The 16,534-nt window shown below is 46.8% G+C and carries 17 protein-coding genes; 13 read left to right on the top strand and 4 right to left on the bottom strand.

The genetic code is table 11. From position 1 onward, the window contains the following. Positions 1 to 3: 3 nt before the first annotated feature. The 12 genes from nusA to lepA all read left to right on the top strand — a co-directional run bounded on the left by nusA (position 4) and on the right by lepA (position 13,628). Positions 4 to 1,206 carry a transcription termination factor NusA gene (gene nusA / locus FC96_RS01805; RefSeq protein WP_056941784.1) on the top strand — a complete coding sequence of 401 codons (1,203 nt, stop codon included), beginning with the start codon at positions 4 to 6 and terminating at the stop codon, positions 1,204 to 1,206. A gap of 13 nt (positions 1,207 to 1,219) precedes the next feature. Then, the gene (rnpM, locus tag FC96_RS01800) at positions 1,220 to 1,519 is read left to right on the top strand and encodes an RNase P modulator RnpM (RefSeq protein WP_054659609.1); all 300 of its coding nucleotides are present in this window, start codon (positions 1,220 to 1,222) and stop codon (positions 1,517 to 1,519) included. Next, positions 1,509 to 1,820 (top strand): L7Ae/L30e/S12e/Gadd45 family ribosomal protein, encoded by a 312-nt coding sequence (locus FC96_RS01795; protein WP_056941783.1) that lies wholly within the window; start codon positions 1,509 to 1,511, stop codon positions 1,818 to 1,820. The genes rnpM and FC96_RS01795 overlap by 11 nt, the downstream gene beginning before the upstream one ends. Positions 1,821 to 1,824: 4 nt before the next feature. After that, positions 1,825 to 4,317: a translation initiation factor IF-2 gene (infB, locus tag FC96_RS01790; protein ID WP_056941782.1), complete on the top strand. Its 2,493-nt coding sequence runs from the start codon at positions 1,825 to 1,827 to the stop codon at positions 4,315 to 4,317. A gap of 30 nt (positions 4,318 to 4,347) precedes the next feature. Continuing rightward, positions 4,348 to 4,707, top strand: coding sequence for a 30S ribosome-binding factor RbfA (gene rbfA, locus FC96_RS01785; protein WP_054659607.1), 360 nt, complete (start codon positions 4,348 to 4,350; stop codon positions 4,705 to 4,707). Between the two features lie 95 nt (positions 4,708 to 4,802). Beyond that, a complete protein-coding gene (truB, locus tag FC96_RS01780; RefSeq protein WP_056941781.1) occupies positions 4,803 to 5,702 on the top strand; it encodes a tRNA pseudouridine(55) synthase TruB in 900 nt (299 codons plus the stop codon). Between the two features lie 17 nt (positions 5,703 to 5,719). Continuing rightward, the gene (gene ribF / locus FC96_RS01775) at positions 5,720 to 6,688 is read left to right on the top strand and encodes a riboflavin biosynthesis protein RibF (RefSeq protein ID WP_056941780.1); all 969 of its coding nucleotides are present in this window, start codon (positions 5,720 to 5,722) and stop codon (positions 6,686 to 6,688) included. A gap of 100 nt (positions 6,689 to 6,788) precedes the next feature. Next, on the top strand, positions 6,789 to 7,832 hold the full coding sequence (gene hrcA, locus FC96_RS01770; protein WP_082593180.1) for a heat-inducible transcriptional repressor HrcA: 1,044 nt from the start codon (positions 6,789 to 6,791) through the stop codon (positions 7,830 to 7,832). 16 nt (positions 7,833 to 7,848) lie between these two features. Then, positions 7,849 to 8,445: a nucleotide exchange factor GrpE gene (gene grpE / locus FC96_RS01765; RefSeq protein ID WP_056941779.1), complete on the top strand. Its 597-nt coding sequence runs from the start codon at positions 7,849 to 7,851 to the stop codon at positions 8,443 to 8,445. Between the two features lie 35 nt (positions 8,446 to 8,480). Next, positions 8,481 to 10,343 (top strand): molecular chaperone DnaK, encoded by a 1,863-nt coding sequence (dnaK, locus tag FC96_RS01760; protein ID WP_056941778.1) that lies wholly within the window; start codon positions 8,481 to 8,483, stop codon positions 10,341 to 10,343. 110 nt (positions 10,344 to 10,453) lie between these two features. Next, positions 10,454 to 11,605, top strand: a complete 1,152-nt coding sequence (gene dnaJ, locus FC96_RS01755; protein ID WP_056941777.1) for a molecular chaperone DnaJ — start codon at positions 10,454 to 10,456, stop codon at positions 11,603 to 11,605. Positions 11,606 to 11,789: 184 nt separating this feature from the next. Beyond that, the gene (gene lepA / locus FC96_RS01750; RefSeq protein WP_056941776.1) at positions 11,790 to 13,628 is read left to right on the top strand and encodes a translation elongation factor 4; all 1,839 of its coding nucleotides are present in this window, start codon (positions 11,790 to 11,792) and stop codon (positions 13,626 to 13,628) included. Positions 13,629 to 13,756: 128 nt separating this feature from the next. Here the strand turns inward: lepA and FC96_RS01745 are convergent, their stop codons facing one another. Beyond that, complete coding sequence (locus FC96_RS01745; protein WP_056941775.1) at positions 13,757 to 13,957, bottom strand: hypothetical protein; 201 nt, start codon at positions 13,955 to 13,957, stop codon at positions 13,757 to 13,759. 187 nt (positions 13,958 to 14,144) lie between these two features. Here FC96_RS01745 and FC96_RS01740 point away from each other — a divergent pair, with 187 nt between their 5' ends. Further along, positions 14,145 to 14,366, top strand: coding sequence for a hypothetical protein (locus tag FC96_RS01740; RefSeq protein WP_054659600.1), 222 nt, complete (start codon positions 14,145 to 14,147; stop codon positions 14,364 to 14,366). A 103-nt stretch (positions 14,367 to 14,469) separates the two neighbouring features. Here FC96_RS01740 and FC96_RS01735 read toward each other — a convergent pair whose 3' ends face one another. The 3 genes from FC96_RS01735 to FC96_RS01725 form a co-directional block, all read right to left on the bottom strand. Next, positions 14,470 to 14,718 carry a transcriptional regulator gene (locus tag FC96_RS01735; RefSeq protein ID WP_056941774.1) on the bottom strand — a complete coding sequence of 83 codons (249 nt, stop codon included), beginning with the start codon at positions 14,716 to 14,718 and terminating at the stop codon, positions 14,470 to 14,472. A gap of 408 nt (positions 14,719 to 15,126) precedes the next feature. Beyond that, positions 15,127 to 15,360 carry a helix-turn-helix domain-containing protein gene (locus FC96_RS01730; RefSeq protein ID WP_056941773.1) on the bottom strand — a complete coding sequence of 78 codons (234 nt, stop codon included), beginning with the start codon at positions 15,358 to 15,360 and terminating at the stop codon, positions 15,127 to 15,129. Positions 15,361 to 15,463: 103 nt separating this feature from the next. Next, on the bottom strand, positions 15,464 to 16,375 hold the full coding sequence (locus FC96_RS01725) for a magnesium transporter CorA family protein (protein ID WP_056941772.1): 912 nt from the start codon (positions 16,373 to 16,375) through the stop codon (positions 15,464 to 15,466). Positions 16,376 to 16,534 lie beyond the last annotated feature (159 nt).

Below are 16,534 nucleotides of genomic sequence, written 5' to 3'. Positions count from 1 at the left end.
AAAATGAGTAAGGAACTGTTGGGTGCCTTAGATACCCTTGAGCGTGAAAAAGGGGTTAAAAAAGACATCGTCATTGAAGCGTTGGAAGCAGCCTTAGCGTCTGCCTACAAGCGGAATTACAATCAGGCTCAAAACGTTGAAGTTAACTTTGACGATAAGAAGGGTGACATTCACGTTTACGCGGTTAAAAAAGTGGTTGAAGAGGTCTATGACCCCCGTCTGGAAGTGACGTTGGCAGATGCAACAGCGATTAACCGTGGGTACGAAATCGGCGATGACATTAAGTTTGAAGTAACACCGAAGTCATTTGGCCGGATTGCCGCTCAAACGGCTAAACAAGTGATTATGCAACGGGTTCGTGAAGCAGAACGGTCACTGATTTTTGATCAATACAGCCAATACGAAAACGAAGTCATCACAGGTGAAGTAGAACGTGAAGACCACCGGTTTGTTTATGTCAATCTGGGCAACGTCGAAGCCGTCATGGGGTCGCAAGATCAGATGGCTAACGAAACCTACCGGATGCATGATCGCATTAAGGTCTATGTGACTCGGGTTGAAAATGCCGCTAAGGGGCCACAGGTGTTTGTCAGTCGGACTGATCCAGGCCTGCTCAAGCGATTGTTTGAAGAAGAAGTGCCCGAGATTTACGATGGCACGGTCGAGATTATGTCCATTGCCCGTGAAGCAGGTGACCGGGCGAAAGTCGCAGTTCGCTCAAATAATGCGGATGTGGATCCTGTTGGGACCAGTGTTGGCCCTCGTGGACAACGGGTTCAGGCCATTGTGTCGCAACTGGGTGGCGAAAATATGGACATCGTAGAATGGACTGATGACGACGCACAGTTTATTGCGAATGCATTGAACCCAGCAGAAGTCATTGATGTGATCTTCGATGAAAATAACGAACGTGCTGCTACGGTCATTGTTCCTGACTACCAATTGTCATTGGCGATTGGTAAACGGGGCCAAAATGCCCGACTAGCGGCTAAGTTAACGGGCTTCAAAATTGATATTAAGTCTGAAAGTGAAGCTGAGCAAAGTTTAGAATCAGCAGCCCAACCGGCAGTTGAAGCTGCTGATTCCGAAGCTGATCAGACTGACGTTGCAGCTGAAGCTGCTGGCACCGATGGTGTTGAATCGACTCTTAACGCACCATCTGCTGATGAGACTGAAACAAGCGCTGCTGAAAACACTGACGAATAAGGGGGCTGAGCGTATGAAGAAACGTAAAATCCCAATGCGAAAAGACATTGTGACGGGTGAAATGGCGCCGAAGAAGGAACTTGTCCGGGTCGTTCGGGATAAGGAAAATAACGTTGCCGTTGACCCAACGGGTAAGATGTCAGGCCGTGGCGCTTATATTTCACTTGATGTGGCGATTGCAAAGAAAGCTAAAAAGGCGCGCACGTTTGATAAGGCATTTGAGATGAAGGTTGACGACAGCTTCTACGATGACCTGATTGAATATGTCGATCATCAACAAGCACGGCGCGAATTGTTTGAAAATGGAAACTGAAAAGGCATTACAATTACTGGGATTAATTCGGCGCGCCAGTCAACTTGTGACGGGTGAGAATATGGTGTTAAAAGCCATTCGGAATCAGTCGGTGACACTTGTTTTACTGGCCAATGACGCTGGGCCAACCAGTGCCAAAAAAATTCGTGATAAGGCTAATTTTTATAACATTGCGATTATCTCAGCTTTTAACAAGGCGGAGTTGAGCAATGCAACGGGTCTCGAACGGACCGTTTTGGCCGTTAAAAATCCTGGTTTTTCCAAAAAATTATTGGAACTTACAAAAACCGAAGGAGCGTGATTAGATGGGCAAAAAGCGCATTTATGAACTCGCAAAAGAGCTCAATGTTTCGAGTAAAGCGATGATTGATACGGCTCAAAAGAAGGGCTTCGAAGTCAAAAATCACATGTCAACATTGGGCGATAACGAAGAACGGCAACTGCGGGCCGCTTTCAGCCATAACGCTGGCCAAAAGAAACCGCAAGCAACTCAATCAAATCCTAATCAGAAGGCGGCGACTCAACCTACGACTACTCATACAAACCGGACCCAGTCGACTCAGCACTCGACGGGCAACAACCAAAACCGACAAGGCGGCAACGGGACTCAAAACCGCCAGAACAATCAAACTCGCACGACCGGCCAAAACCGATCGAGCAATACTAATGGTCAAAATCGTAACAGCAACAATCAGAACCGGAATAGTAATAGTAACAACAGCCAAAGCCGCAATTCGAACCAAAACCGCAACGGTGGTCAAAACCGGTCCAACCAGTCAAATGGTGGCCAGAACCGTAACGGCGGCGGCCGGTTCGGTGGCAGCTTAAACAGTAATAACAGCAACCGTAGTAGTAACGGGAATTCCAACAACCGGAGTAACGGGAATGGTGGGCGTAACAGTCGAAATAACCGAAACAACCGGAATAATCGGAAAAATAACCGTTATAACAACCTTGCAAGCAAGTACAGCAAGAAGGATCAACGGATTAAACAGACAAACCATCCGAAGGGTTCTCCTGAACGGAAGAACAAGGCGTTACCAGAAACGCTATTCTATTCCGTTGGAATGAACGCCCAAGACCTAGGGAAAATCTTGCACCGTGAGCCAGCTGAAATTGTCAAGAAGCTCTTTATGCTCGGGGTAATGGTCAACCAAAACCAGTCATTGGATAAGGATACCATTGAAATTTTAGCTTCTGAATACGGGATCGATGCCCAAGAAAAGGTGGAGGTCGATGTTTCAGATATCGATAAGTTCTTCGAAGAAGAAGCTCACAACACTGACTATCTGGAAGACCGGCCGCCCGTTGTGACAATCATGGGTCACGTTGACCATGGTAAGACCACATTATTGGACCATTTGCGGCATTCTCACATTACCGCGGGTGAAGCTGGTGGGATCACCCAAGCCATTGGGGCTTACCAATTGAAGCATAATGGAAAGACCATTACGTTCTTGGATACTCCAGGACACGCGGCCTTCACCGAAATGCGGGCCCGTGGTGCTGATATCACGGACATCACCGTGTTAGTCGTGGCCGCTGACGATGGGGTGATGCCTCAAACCATCGAAGCCATCAACCATGCTAAAGCAGCTGAAACCCCAATTATTGTGGCCGTCAACAAGATCGATAAGCCAGGGGCAAACCCCAACCACGTGATTGAACAATTGACGGAATATGGTCTTATCCCAGAAGACTGGGGTGGTGACACCATTTTCGTTCAAATTTCAGCTAAGTTTGGTCAAAACATCGATGAATTGTTGGACATGATCTTACTCCAGAGTGAAGTAATGGAGCTAAAGGCTAATCCAAAACAAAACGCTGCTGGTTCTGTAATCGAAGCCAAACTGGATCAAGGTAAGGGTTCCGTTGCGACATTGTTAGTTCAACAAGGAACCATGCATGTTGGGGACCCGGTTGTTGTTGGGAACACGTATGGTCGTGTGCGGACAATGGAAAATGAACTGGGTCAGTCGATCAAGACAGCCACGCCATCAACTCCAGTTGAAATTACTGGGCTGAGCGACGTGCCGGAAGCCGGCGACCGTTTCGTGGTCTTTGACGACGAAAAAACGGCACGGGCAGCTGGTGAAGAACGGGCAAAGCAGGCCTTGATGGAAGAACGTCAATCGAAGAATCGTGTGACACTAGACAACTTGTTTGACACTATGAAAGAGGGCGAAATGAAGGAAGTTGACGTCATCATTAAAGCTGACGTTCAAGGGTCTGTCGAAGCTCTGGCTAATAGTTTGAACAAGATTGAAGTGGAAGGCGTTCGGGTCAACATTATTCATACGGCCGTAGGGGCCATTAATGAAAGTGATGTGACCTTGGCGGAAGCAAGTAATGCCATCATCATTGGGTTTAATGTTCGACCAACGCCGCAAGCCAAGGCACAGGCTGAACAAGACGAAGTGGACATTCGATTACACCGGGTCATTTATAACGCCATTGATGAGATTGAGCATGCCATGAAAGGAAAACTTGAACCAACGTACGAAGAAGAAGTCATTGGGCAGGTTGAAGTTCGAGACATTTTCAAAGCCTCTAAAGTCGGTACGATTGCCGGTGGGATGGTTACGGATGGTCACGTTTCCCGGGATTCAGACGTCCGCTTAATTCGGGATGGCGTTGTCATCTACGAAGGCAAGTTGGGTAGTTTGAAGCGCTTTAAGGACGACGTTAAAGACGTTGCTCAGGGTCATGAACTTGGGTTGACGGTTGAAAACTACAACGATATTAAAGTAGGCGATGTCATCGAAGCCTATGTCATGAAAGAAGTACCAATCGACTAATTTATCGGTTAGCATTGAGGAGGAGTCATAATGGCACATTATCGAGTAGGACGACTTGAGCAAGAAATTCAACGAGAAGTCAATGACATGTTGTTGAAACGCGTCCGCGATCCGCGGGTTGAGGGTGTGACCATCACCGGTGTTGAGGTGACGGGCGACCTACAACAAGCCAAAGTCTATTACAGCATTTTGTCTGACAAGGCCTCTGATAACGAAAAGGCTCAAGCGGGTCTGACTAAGGCAACGGGTTTAATTCGAAGCGAGTTAGCCGCACGGTTAAACATCTACAAGGCGCCTGAATTGACGTTCTTAAAAGATGATTCTGTGCAGTACGGATCACATATCGATGAACTATTAGGTCAGTTGCACAAAGATGATCCGTTACTCTAGTCAAAAGCGCTTTGTCCTGTTGGGCAAAGCGCTTTTTACATATCACAATATGCTATAATGGATGGACGAGATTTCAGATAGAGAGGGGTCACTGCATGGACGGCATCATCGCATTATATAAGGAACGGGGGTTGACGAGCCACGACTGCGTTAACCGGCTGAGAAAACTGCTTCACACTAAAAAGGTGGGGCATTCTGGGACGTTAGACCCCAACGTGGATGGCGTTTTGCCCATCTGTGTGGGGAGTGCAACAAAAGTTGTGGATTTCCTGATGACTCACGACAAGGTTTACCGGGGAAGTGTCACGTTTGGCTTTTCAACGGAAACCGAAGATTTGGATGGTGCGGAAGTGACGCGGACCATTTTATCAGCACCGATATCAACGGATCAAATCGACGCTGAAATGCAAACGATGACGGGGACGTTGACGCAGGTACCGCCGATGTATTCAGCGGTGAAGGTTAAAGGGCGTAAGCTGTATGAGTATGCCAGAGCAGGCCAAACAGTGGAACGCCCCAGTCGTCAAGTGATGATCAAGCGTTTCAAAAGGTTAGCCTCGCCCACGTTTGACGAGCAGTCTGGGACTCAAACCGTGGCTTTTGGAGTGACGTGTTCGAAGGGAACCTACGTTAGAACGTTGGCTGTCGAACTTGGACAGCGACTGGGTGTCCCCGCTGTTATGTCGTCATTGACCCGGCTTTCTAGCGGTGGGTTTGACTTGGCTGAGACCTGGACTTTTGAACAATTGACGTCAGCCATTGCAGCCGGAGACGAGTCGTTTTTGCAACCGATTGACCGGGCATTAAGCGATTATCCAGTGGTTGAATTGTCGGACTACCTGTGGTCCGGCGTTAAAAATGGCATTTGGTTGAAGGAAGCTGAAGTTAACCAATCGGCGTCGGTTGTGGCGCTTCGCTATCAAGGGGCAATCAAGTGTCTGTATCAAAAAAAAGGAGCGGTTTATAAGCCGCTCAAGATGTTTAGTACCACTTAAGAAGGGGCGAGTGAAACATGCAAATCATTAAAATCCATCATCCTATGCAACCGGATGAGCCGCTTGATCAGCCGGTTGTTTTAGCAATGGGCTTCTTTGACGGCGTTCATCGCGGACACCAGGCGGTGATTCGACGGGCAAAAGCAATTGCTGATGAGCGAGGACTCACTCTAGCAGTTCTCACGTACGATCATCATCCCGCACTGGTGTATCGGCCGTTAACGGAAGCTGATTACCACTATCTGACCGTCCCACAACGCAAGTTTGAGTTGTTTGAACAACTCGGCGTTGACGTTGTTTACCAAGTTGGCTTTACCAGCCAGTTGTCGGCGTTAACGCCACAGGAATTTGTTGATCAATACTTAGTTAAATTTCATGCGGAAGTAGTCGTTGCTGGGTTTGATCATACTTATGGTCCCAAGGACACGGGAAATATGGACCGGTTGCCTGAATATGCGAAGGACCGCTTTGCGATTGAAACGGTGGCCCGCCATGAGGAAGATGACAAAAAGATTAGCTCGACGCGAATTCGTCAAAATTTGGCAGATGGGCATCTTAACACTGTTAATCAATTGTTAGGGTACCGATATCTGACAATGGGAACCGTCGTTCACGGCGAAGCTCGGGGCCGCACACTAGGGTTTCCAACGGCTAATATTAGCCACGATACCGCCTACGCACTCCCAGGGATCGGGGTGTACGTGACCCGCGTCAAAATTGGCTCAGACTGGTATCAAGCAATGACATCGGTTGGCCGAAATATCACGTTTGGCGAAAATCGGCCGATTACGATTGAGGCCTACCTACTAGATTTTGACGCAGCCATTTACGGTGAAGTCGTTCAAGTTGAGTGGGAAACCCGGTTACGCGGCGAAGTTAAATTTTCGTCAGTCGACGCCCTTGTTGACCAGTTAAAGGCTGATGAGCAAGCGACCCGTGACTATTTTAATCGGCAAAATCCGCGAATTAGCACTCGACTAAATTAATTGCTAAAAATCACAGTGCAACGCTTGACTTAAAAAGGTTGCTTTGATACATTATAGATGTGTCTTAGCACTTGGATAAGTTGAGTGCTAAAAAGAGGTGATAATCACGTTAACGGAAAGACAGAAAATGATCCTAAAGGCGATTGTCCGTGACTATACCAGTAACGGGGTGCCAGTTGGTTCTAAGGCCTTAGCAAGTCAGTTACCAATGCACGTTTCCTCCGCAACGGTTAGAAACGAGATGGCGGCGCTTGAGGAATTGGGCTTAATTAATAAGACGCATTCTTCTTCCGGCCGCGTGCCGTCGGTTAAGGGCTATCGTTACTATGTGGACTACTTAGTTCAACCGGATCCGGTTAAGTCAAACGACATTGACGTCATTAAGTCGTCGCTGGATGGTCAATTTTTGAAAATTGATGAAATCATCGAGCTGTCAGCCAATATTTTATCGAACTTAACGTCGTACACCGCGTTTACGGTGAAGCCGGAATTAAAGGAGAGTCGCCTGAGTGGCTTTCGGTTGGTTCCCCTTGGTAAACGGCAGGTTATGGCGGTTCTGGTGACTGACAACGGTGACGTGGAAACCCAAACTTTTGGGGTCCCTCAGGGCGTTGAAGGCGAACAGTTAGAGGCGGTCGTTCGACTGATCAATGACCAAGTGATTGGTCAGCCCCTAGCAACGGTCTTGGAGCTGTTGCAAACGTCGATCCCGCTACAAATTGCGCACTACCTGCAGAGTCCAGATGGGTTCTTGAAGATTTTTGGCGATGTGTTGACTAAAGCAGCTCAGGAACGCTTTTTCGTTGGTGGCCGGTTAAATCTGTTGAATTATTCGGATAATGCTGACGTTGAAGAGTTGAAGTCGCTTTACACGTTACTGGATCGGTCGGATGACATGGCAGATGTGTTGGGTCAGACCGGCGATGCCATTCAGGTTCAGATTGGTAGTGAAATCACCAATAAGATTTTGCGCGACTATAGCTTGATTACGGCCACGTATTCGGTTGGTGGACATGGTAAAGGGGTGATTGCCCTTCTTGGTCCGACAAGAATGCCATATTCACGGATGATTGGTCTGGTTGGTGCGTTTCGCCAAGAACTGGCTAAACGGTTGATGGATTATTACCGCAATTTTGATGAGTAGTAAAGGAGTGTTTTGAGTGGCTGAAGATGAGGCAAAGAAATCAGCTGAGGAAGCGGCTAAAAAAGCCACGTCGGCTGAAGCTCACGATGATCAAACTGCATCGTCGTCTTCGAAGGACGATGCAGCGGTTAATGAGCAGGATACGGCGCTTCAATCGGCACAGCAACAAGTTGAAACGTTACAACAACAGCTTGAAGCGATGTCTGATAAGTACTTGCGCGCTGAAGCGGAAATTAAAAACATTCAGACGCGTCATAAAAAAGACCAAGCAGCTTTGGTTAAATACGATGGTCAACAACTAGCTCACGATGTGCTGCCGGTTTTAGATAACTTGGAACGGGCGCTGCAGACTGAGGTGACGGATGACCAAGCACTTTCCTTAAAGAAGGGCGTTGAGTTGGTTCAAAAACACCTCATGGAGGCGTTAACGAGCAACGGCGTTACGGAGATTAAAGCTGAAGGTCAGCCGTTTGATCCACAGATTCACCAAGCGGTTCAATCGGTTCCAGCTGAAAGTGATGATCAAAAAGACCACGTCACAGCAGTGCTCCAAAAAGGTTATCAGCTTAAAGACCGGGTACTCCGGCCAGCTATGGTTGTTGTCGCTCAATAACACATTCAAATTTTTAAAAAGAAGGTATTGCATAAATGGCAAGTAACAAGATAATTGGTATTGACTTAGGTACCACAAACTCAGCAGTTGCAGTTTTGGAAGGTAGCGAACCAAAGATTATTCCAAATCCCGAGGGTGGTCGTACGACGCCTTCAGTTGTCGCCTTTAAAGATGGCGAACCACAAGTTGGTGAAGTCGCAAAGCGTCAAGCTATTACGAACCCGAACACGGTAGTTTCAATTAAGAGTCACATGGGCGAACCGGGCTACAAGGTGAAGGTTGACGATAAGGAATACACGCCGCAACAAATTTCAGCAATGATTTTGCAATATATTAAGAGCTTTGCTGAAGATTATCTCGGCGATACAGTGTCTCAAGCGGTTATCACTGTCCCAGCTTACTTCGATGATTCCCAACGGCAAGCGACAAAAGATGCTGGTAAAATTGCCGGTCTAGACGTTAAGCGAATCATTAACGAACCAACGGCTTCTTCGTTGGCATACGGGCTGGACAAGCAAGATGCTGATGAAAAAATCATGGTTTACGACCTTGGTGGTGGGACCTTTGATGTTTCAGTTCTTGACCTTGGTGATGGTGTATTTGATGTTTTATCAACAAATGGTGACACCCACTTGGGTGGTGACGATTTTGACCAGAAGGTTATGGATTGGCTAGTCGCTCAATTTAAAGCGGCTAATGGCATTGACTTGTCACAAGACAAGATGGCGATGCAACGGTTAAAGGAAGCGGCTGAAAAGGCTAAAAAGGACCTGTCAGGCGTTACTGAAACGCAAATTAGCTTGCCGTTTATCTCAGCTGGCGAAAATGGCCCATTACACTTGGAAGAAACATTGACGCGGGCTAAGTTCAACGAACTAACAGCTGATTTGGTTGAAAAGACCCGCATTCCTGTTGAAAATGCGTTGAAGGATGCTGGTTTAACGGCTGACGATTTAAACGTTGTTATCTTAAACGGTGGCTCAACTCGAATTCCAGCCGTTCAAGAAGCCGTTAAAAAGTGGACGGGTAAGGAACCAAACCACTCAATTAACCCTGATGAAGCCGTTGCCTTAGGGGCCGCTATTCAAGGTGGTGTCTTGACTGGTGATGTTAAAGACGTTGTGCTTTTGGACGTGACGCCACTATCACTGGGGATTGAAACGATGGGCGGCGTGTTTACAAAGTTGATCGACCGTAACACGACGATTCCAACAAGTAAGTCGCAAGTCTTCAGTACGGCGGCTGATAACCAACCAGCCGTTGATATTCACGTTCTCCAAGGTGAACGACCAATGGCAGCAGATAACAAGACATTAGGGAATTTCCAACTGACTGATATTCCAGCCGCTCCTCGTGGGGTCCCTCAAATCGAAGTTACCTTTGATATTGACCGAAACGGGATTGTTAATGTTTCAGCCAAAGATAAGGGTACTGGTAAAGAACAAAAGATTACCATTAAGAGTTCCGGCGGTTTGTCCGATGAAGAAATCGAGTCGATGATGAAAGAAGCCCAAGAAAACGAAGAGGCTGACAAGGCTCGTAAGGAAGAGGCTGACTTGAAGAACGAAGTCGACCAACTGCTCTTTACGGTGGACAAAACCCTTGAAGAAGTGAAGGGAAAGGTTTCAGACGATGAAATCAAGAAGGCTCAAGACGCTCGTGATGCGTTAAAGAAGGCCCAAGAAGATAACAACGTCGAAGAAATGAAGACCAAGAAGGACGATTTGAACAAGATCGTTCAAGACCTTTCAGTTAAGCTTTACCAACAAGCTCAGGAACAGCAAGGCAACGCTGACGCTGATGCTGCTGGTGGCTCAGACGACAAGGCTAACGGCAACAAGGGTGATGGTAATACTTTTGACGGCGACTTTTCTGAAGTCGACGATGACAAGAAGTAGGCCACTTTAAGCAGGCAATGGGTCAAAGTCCGCAAACTGGGCTTTGGCTTTTTGTTTGATGTGTTCTATGCTATTCTAGATAGAGTCCCAACGTAAATTGGAGGTAAAGTATGGCTGGAAAAGACTATTACGAAATTCTTGGCGTATCTCGAGATGCGTCCCAAGACGAGATCAAAAAAGCCTACCGAAAACTGTCAAAAAAGTATCACCCAGATATTAATAAAGCGCCGGATGCTGAGGCAAAGTTTAAAGAAGTGACCGAAGCTTACGAAGTGTTGAGTGATGACACCAAAAAGGCAAATTATGACCAATATGGTTCTGCAGACGGTCCCGCCGGCTTTGGCGGCGGTGGCGCTGGTGGCTTTAATGGTGCTGATTTTGGCGGCTTTGGCGGTGGTGGTTTCGAGGATATCTTCAGCCAGTTCTTTGGCGGTGGCGCTGGTGGCGCTAGAAGAAATCCAAATGCGCCAAGACCAGGTCGGGATCTACAATACGAGATGTCGTTAACCTTTGAAGAGGCTATTTTTGGTAAAAAGACGACCATCAAGTACACGCGCGAGGCCACCTGCCATACGTGTGGGGGGAATGGCGCTAAACCAGGAACCCACCCAGAGACCTGTCACAACTGTGGCGGTACGGGTTATATTACAACGGAAACCAATACCCCATTGGGCCGGATGCGCAGTCAACAGGTCTGCCCGGTATGTAATGGGACGGGTCAAGAAATTAAAGAAAAGTGCCCAACGTGTGGCGGTTCAGGTCATGAACAAGAACGCCATGAAGTTGAGGTTAACGTGCCAGCCGGAGTTGACGATGGTCAACAAATGCGGCTCCAAGGTCAGGGTGAAGCTGGTAATAATGGCGGTGGTTACGGTGACTTGTTCATTGTATTTACCGTTAAACCAAGTAAAACCTTTACCAGAAATGGTGCGGATATATACTTGGACAAGACCATTAGTTTTGTCCAAGCGACGTTAGGCGCCGAAATTAAGGTACCAACGGTCCACGGTGAAGTTAACTTAAAAGTACCAGCCGGGACTCAGACGGGTGCAACCTTTAAACTCAAGGGCAAAGGGGCACCACGGCTTCGCGGTAACGGTACTGGTGACGAACGGGTCACGGTTCGTATTGTCACACCAAAGAACCTGAATAAAGCCCAAAAAGAAGCGCTCAAAGCGTTTGCTGATGCTGGCGGCGATAAGGTCGAAGGATCAGGAAAAAGTGGCTTCTTTGACAAAATGAAAGACGCGTTTGATAACTAGCCCGGCGAGGTCTAACTATTGAACGTTCAAATACCTCAGCAGGCCGCAAACGCCGCGCTGAGGTATTTTGTTTGGGTCCGGGAACCCGGGACTTTTATTGAAGACTGGCTGGGTTTAGGTTTGTGGAATGCGGTGCGGGTTGGTATAATGGATTGACATGGATATGAAAGTAGGAGAATTCAAAATGGATCTTGAAGAAATGAAACAACATCAACGATATATCCGAAACTTTTCCATCGTCGCCCACATTGATCATGGGAAATCAACGTTGGCCGACCGAATTTTGGAATTGACGGATACCGTTGATAAACGCGATATGCAAGATCAATTGCTTGATAACATGGACCTGGAACGGGAACGTGGCATCACGATTAAGCTGAATGCCGTTGAACTAAATTACAAGGCTAAGGATGGTCACACTTACGAGTTTCACTTGATTGATACCCCTGGTCACGTTGACTTTTCCTATGAAGTTTCACGGAGTTTAGCAGCCTGTGAAGGGGCTGTTTTGGTTGTTGATGCAGCGCAAGGCGTCGAGGCACAGACTCTGGCCAACGTGTATCTTGCGCTTGACGACGACCTTGAAATCGTGCCAGTTATCAACAAAATTGACTTGCCGTCAGCTGACCCAGAGATGGTCCGAAAAGAGATTGAAGATGTGATCGGAATTGACGCATCCGAAGCCGTTTTGGCGAGTGCTAAAGCTGGGATTGGTATCGAAGAATTACTGGAACAGATTGTGGCTAAGGTGCCCGCACCCACTGGAGAACTAACAGCCCCGTTACGGGCGTTGATTTTTGACTCAGTTTACGATGATTATCGCGGCGTTGTGCTAAGTGTGCGGGTTTTTGAAGGCACGGTGAAGCCCGGCGATAAAATTCGGTTGATGAACAGTGGCTCTGAGTACGAAGTCACGGAGGTCGGGGTGAATTCGCCCAACCCGATTAAGCGTGACATGTTGATGGCCGGTGAAGTAGGGTACATCACGGCTAGCATTAAAGATATTACCGAAACCCGGGTTGGTGATACGGTGACCGCTGTCTCTAATCCAGCAACGGAAGCACTGCCGGGTTACCGGGAAATGGTGCCAATGGTCTACGCCGGTCTCTACCCGACGGATAACGCCAAATATGTGGACTTGCGTGAGGCACTTGAAAAACTGAAGCTTAATGATGCAGCGTTGGAATTTGAACCCGAATCTTCCCAAGCCCTAGGTTTTGGATTCCGGTGTGGTTTCTTGGGAATGCTCCACATGGATGTGGTGCAAGAACGATTGGAACGGGAATTCAACCTAGAGCTGATTACGACGGCGCCATCTGTGACCTACCACGCGAATCTAGCGGATGGTACCCAAAAGAAGGTCGAAAATCCGTCTGATATGCCGGAAGTGGCCAGCATTCGATCGATTGAAGAACCGTTTGTCAAAGCAACGATTATGGTGCCAAGCGATTACGTTGGCGCGGTGATGGAGCTTTGTCAGAGTCGTCGTGGTCAGTTCGTCACCATGGATTATTTGGATGACAGCCGGGTTAACGTCATTTATAAGATGCCGCTATCCGAAATTATTTTTGACTTTTTTGACAAACTAAAATCTAGTACCCGCGGGTATGCTTCCTTAGATTACGAGCTTGACGATTATCAGGAAAGTGACTTGGTTAAAATTGACATTTTGCTTAACGGTGAAAAGGTCGATGCGCTGAGTTTTATTTCGCACCGTCAATTCGCTGAACGCCGGGGTCGGGAGATCGCGACAAAGCTGAAGAAATTGATTCCACGGCAAAACTTCGAAATTCCTATTCAAGCAGCCATTGGTGCTAAAATCGTGGCTCGAACGACAATTAAAGCCTACCGAAAGGATGTGACCTCCAAGATTCACACGGGGGATCCAGACCGTCGGGCCAAGTTGTTGGATAAGCAAAAGCGAGGTAAGGAACGAATGAAGTCGGTGGGAACGGTGAATGTCCCTCAGGAGGCGTTCATGGCGGTTCTACAAACCGATGAGGATGAAAAAACAGGTAAGTAGTGGGGCCTATCTGAACGAGACGAGAACAAGTTAAAACTGCCGTTATTTTATTAATAGCGACAGTTTTTTAATCTTAAATTTACACTAAAAACCCGCAACGCTGATTGCGCTGCGGGTTTTGTCGAGAATTAACCAATTTGTCCGTTTAAGTAGGCTTTACCGATCACGATGGCCAGACCGATGACGATGAGCAGGACGCTAATCCAGGCAAGCCCCTGGTTGGCGACGCCATAGTGGGTGAAAAAGCCGTAGCTAATTCGCGAGTTGCCGATGGCGATGAGGACGCCAATTGCAAAGATAATTCCTCCGATAATGATGACAGTATCCATCACAGAGCCCCCTTTAAAAAGTTGATGTAATCGTTAAGATACGCCACAGGTGACGCCATCACGTTATTCAACCATTATAGCAAAGTTTTATTGAAAACGGGGTATCAGATGATGAGCAAGCACGGCATGAAAAAGACGTAGCCGACTTTGACGGAATCTGGTATATTGGCTTGAGGAGGTGACTGGCATGACAGATGATTTGCAAGCTTATACGCAACTTGATGGTAAGCAGCATGATGCCGAACTGGGTGATTACACGATTCAAGCCGTTCCGTTGGGTGAAGCGGCCTTCCAATTGGTGATTGATTCTGAAATTGGGGCTGGATCAGTCGTTAAGGCGCTTGATAGCGAGGGTTATTTTCACGTCAACGTGGGCGACAACCCACGATTAGTTAAGTTTATGGGGTAGCCTGAAAAGATTAGTCAGACCATCACTTAAAGAGACCATGATGCGATAAAAGAGGTGGACTTGAAAGTTAATCAAGCCCACCTCTTTTGGTCGTTAATATGAGTTATTTGCCCTTAGTCGCTTTTTGGTTGTACGGTGGAAAATTGAAGAAATCTTTCACCGACAAGTTTAAATACTTAGCAAATTTTTTGACAAAATTGAAACTGACATCGTCAACTTGGCCGTTCATAACAGCCAGTAAATCTTTGACTTCAACGCCGGCTTTCTTGCAGGCCGCTTCAATGCTGTCGCCCTTTTTGTAAATTGCTAAGAACACTTGGTGGCCTAAAAAGATGGCATCTTCATTCAACACTGCGAGTCCCTCCCATTTCCGCTGGTTATTTTAGTGATTGACCATTGGTAAAATCGTAGCGCAGGCCGATGAGACTCAAAACATTGATGGTGCCGCTATGCACGCTAGTGTTGACGGCGTTGACAAAATTCGAAACAGTTAACATTGTAATTCCTCCTCGTAGGTATGGTGTCTTAAAAACACTTCACTTTCTAGGCTATCAATTTTTTCGAAACGAGGGAATACACAAAATTAGTGAAACTGTGAAACCCACTAGTCAATGTTGGCCTGACGAGCCTGAACTACCACACATGAACCCAAAGTGTGCATCGTGTGGCATCGGCGACTATGTTAAACTAAAGAGGCATTCGAAGGATTGCAACCAAAACAAATCAGAAAGCCCACTTCAAATTTGAAGTGGGCTTTTTGTTAATCTTTTTGGTTGTAGGGTTCAAAATCAAAAAATGATTTAACGGACATGTTGAGGGTGAAGCAAAATTGCTTAATTAAGCTGAGGCTCACATCCGGTTCATTGCCGTTCATGATGTTTAAAATCGTTTGTTCACCGATTCCAGACTTTTCGCCAACTTCAGAAACGGTTAGGTTGCGGTTGCTAATTTCACTTAGCATCCGGTGGCCAATGAGTAATGAATCTTCGTTCACAGTTATCAATCCTTTCTAATCAAATAACAGTGTAGCTGAAAAGCAGCTCGTCTGCCAATTTATTGCAAAAGTCAATACAGAAAATGAAAAGTGTCATAAATTATTATCGCTTTTTTCGCAACTTGATTGTAATGAGTAGCCAGACAATGAGCGCCAAGGACAGGGCAACCGCAATTAGCCAGGCATCGTGTAATCCTGCAAGCGGTAATTTCACATTCATCCCGTAGAAGCCCGTCACAATGGTTGGAACGGCCATTGTCAGGGACCAAATCGTTAAGAAACGCATCGTGTCGTTCATGTTGTTGTTGATGATGCTGTCGAAGGTAGCGACAATTCGATCCACCACTTGAGCTTCATTTTCAATCATATGCGCAACCTGATCCGCTTCAATCGTGACGTCTTCTAACGAATCTTTTTCGTCACTCGTTGCGTTGACGCCTAGGTGGGTCCGCGGAATTCTGGCGAATAGTGAGCTATTAGACTGCATCGCACTTGTAAAAAACGTCAACGTTTGACCCAGATAGGAGAGTGATAAAAGGTTTGTATTTTTAGCCTCTCGGTTGAGAATTTTGTCTAACTGGTTTCGTTGCCGAGTGATGAGGCGCACAATGGGGATGTAGCTGTCCATGAGGGCAAATAAACTTTGGAGAATAAACATTGTTGGGGTGGCCACGTCAGGATCCTGACTGGCCTTGGCAAAGGCATCGGTCACAAAGTTTAGATTTGAGTCATTAAACGTAAAGAGCGTCCCATTGTGAATTAAAAAACCAACGGGTCGCGCAATATAGCGGAGTTGTTTTGGATCTTTGAGCTGGTACGGGACTAAAGCAATCAGTAATTGCTGGTTGTTATCCGGGTCATATACGTAATTTGAGGTCTCATCTTTATCGGTGACGTAGGTCAAAATGTCGTCTGTGATGTCGTATTGTTTCATTAACGTTTGCTGTTCGTCAGGCGTTAATGCGGTGGTTTCTACCCAATCAAAATTGGCAATTCGTTTGGTTGATGCAATCATAAAAATCAGTCCTTAATCAATTAGTCATGCGTTCAGCATACAATAAACTGAAACCTGATGAAAGTCTGGGCGGTCATGATAGGGAATTTCATGAAAAAATCAGGGACTCGGCGTCAAACTGAAACCAACGCGCCGAAATTGACAGATCCCTGAAAATCC

The organism is Secundilactobacillus kimchicus JCM 15530 (assembly GCF_001433995.1).
Lineage (GTDB): Bacteria > Bacillota > Bacilli > Lactobacillales > Lactobacillaceae > Secundilactobacillus > Secundilactobacillus kimchicus.
This window is presented reverse-complemented; position numbering and strand designations above follow the sequence as displayed.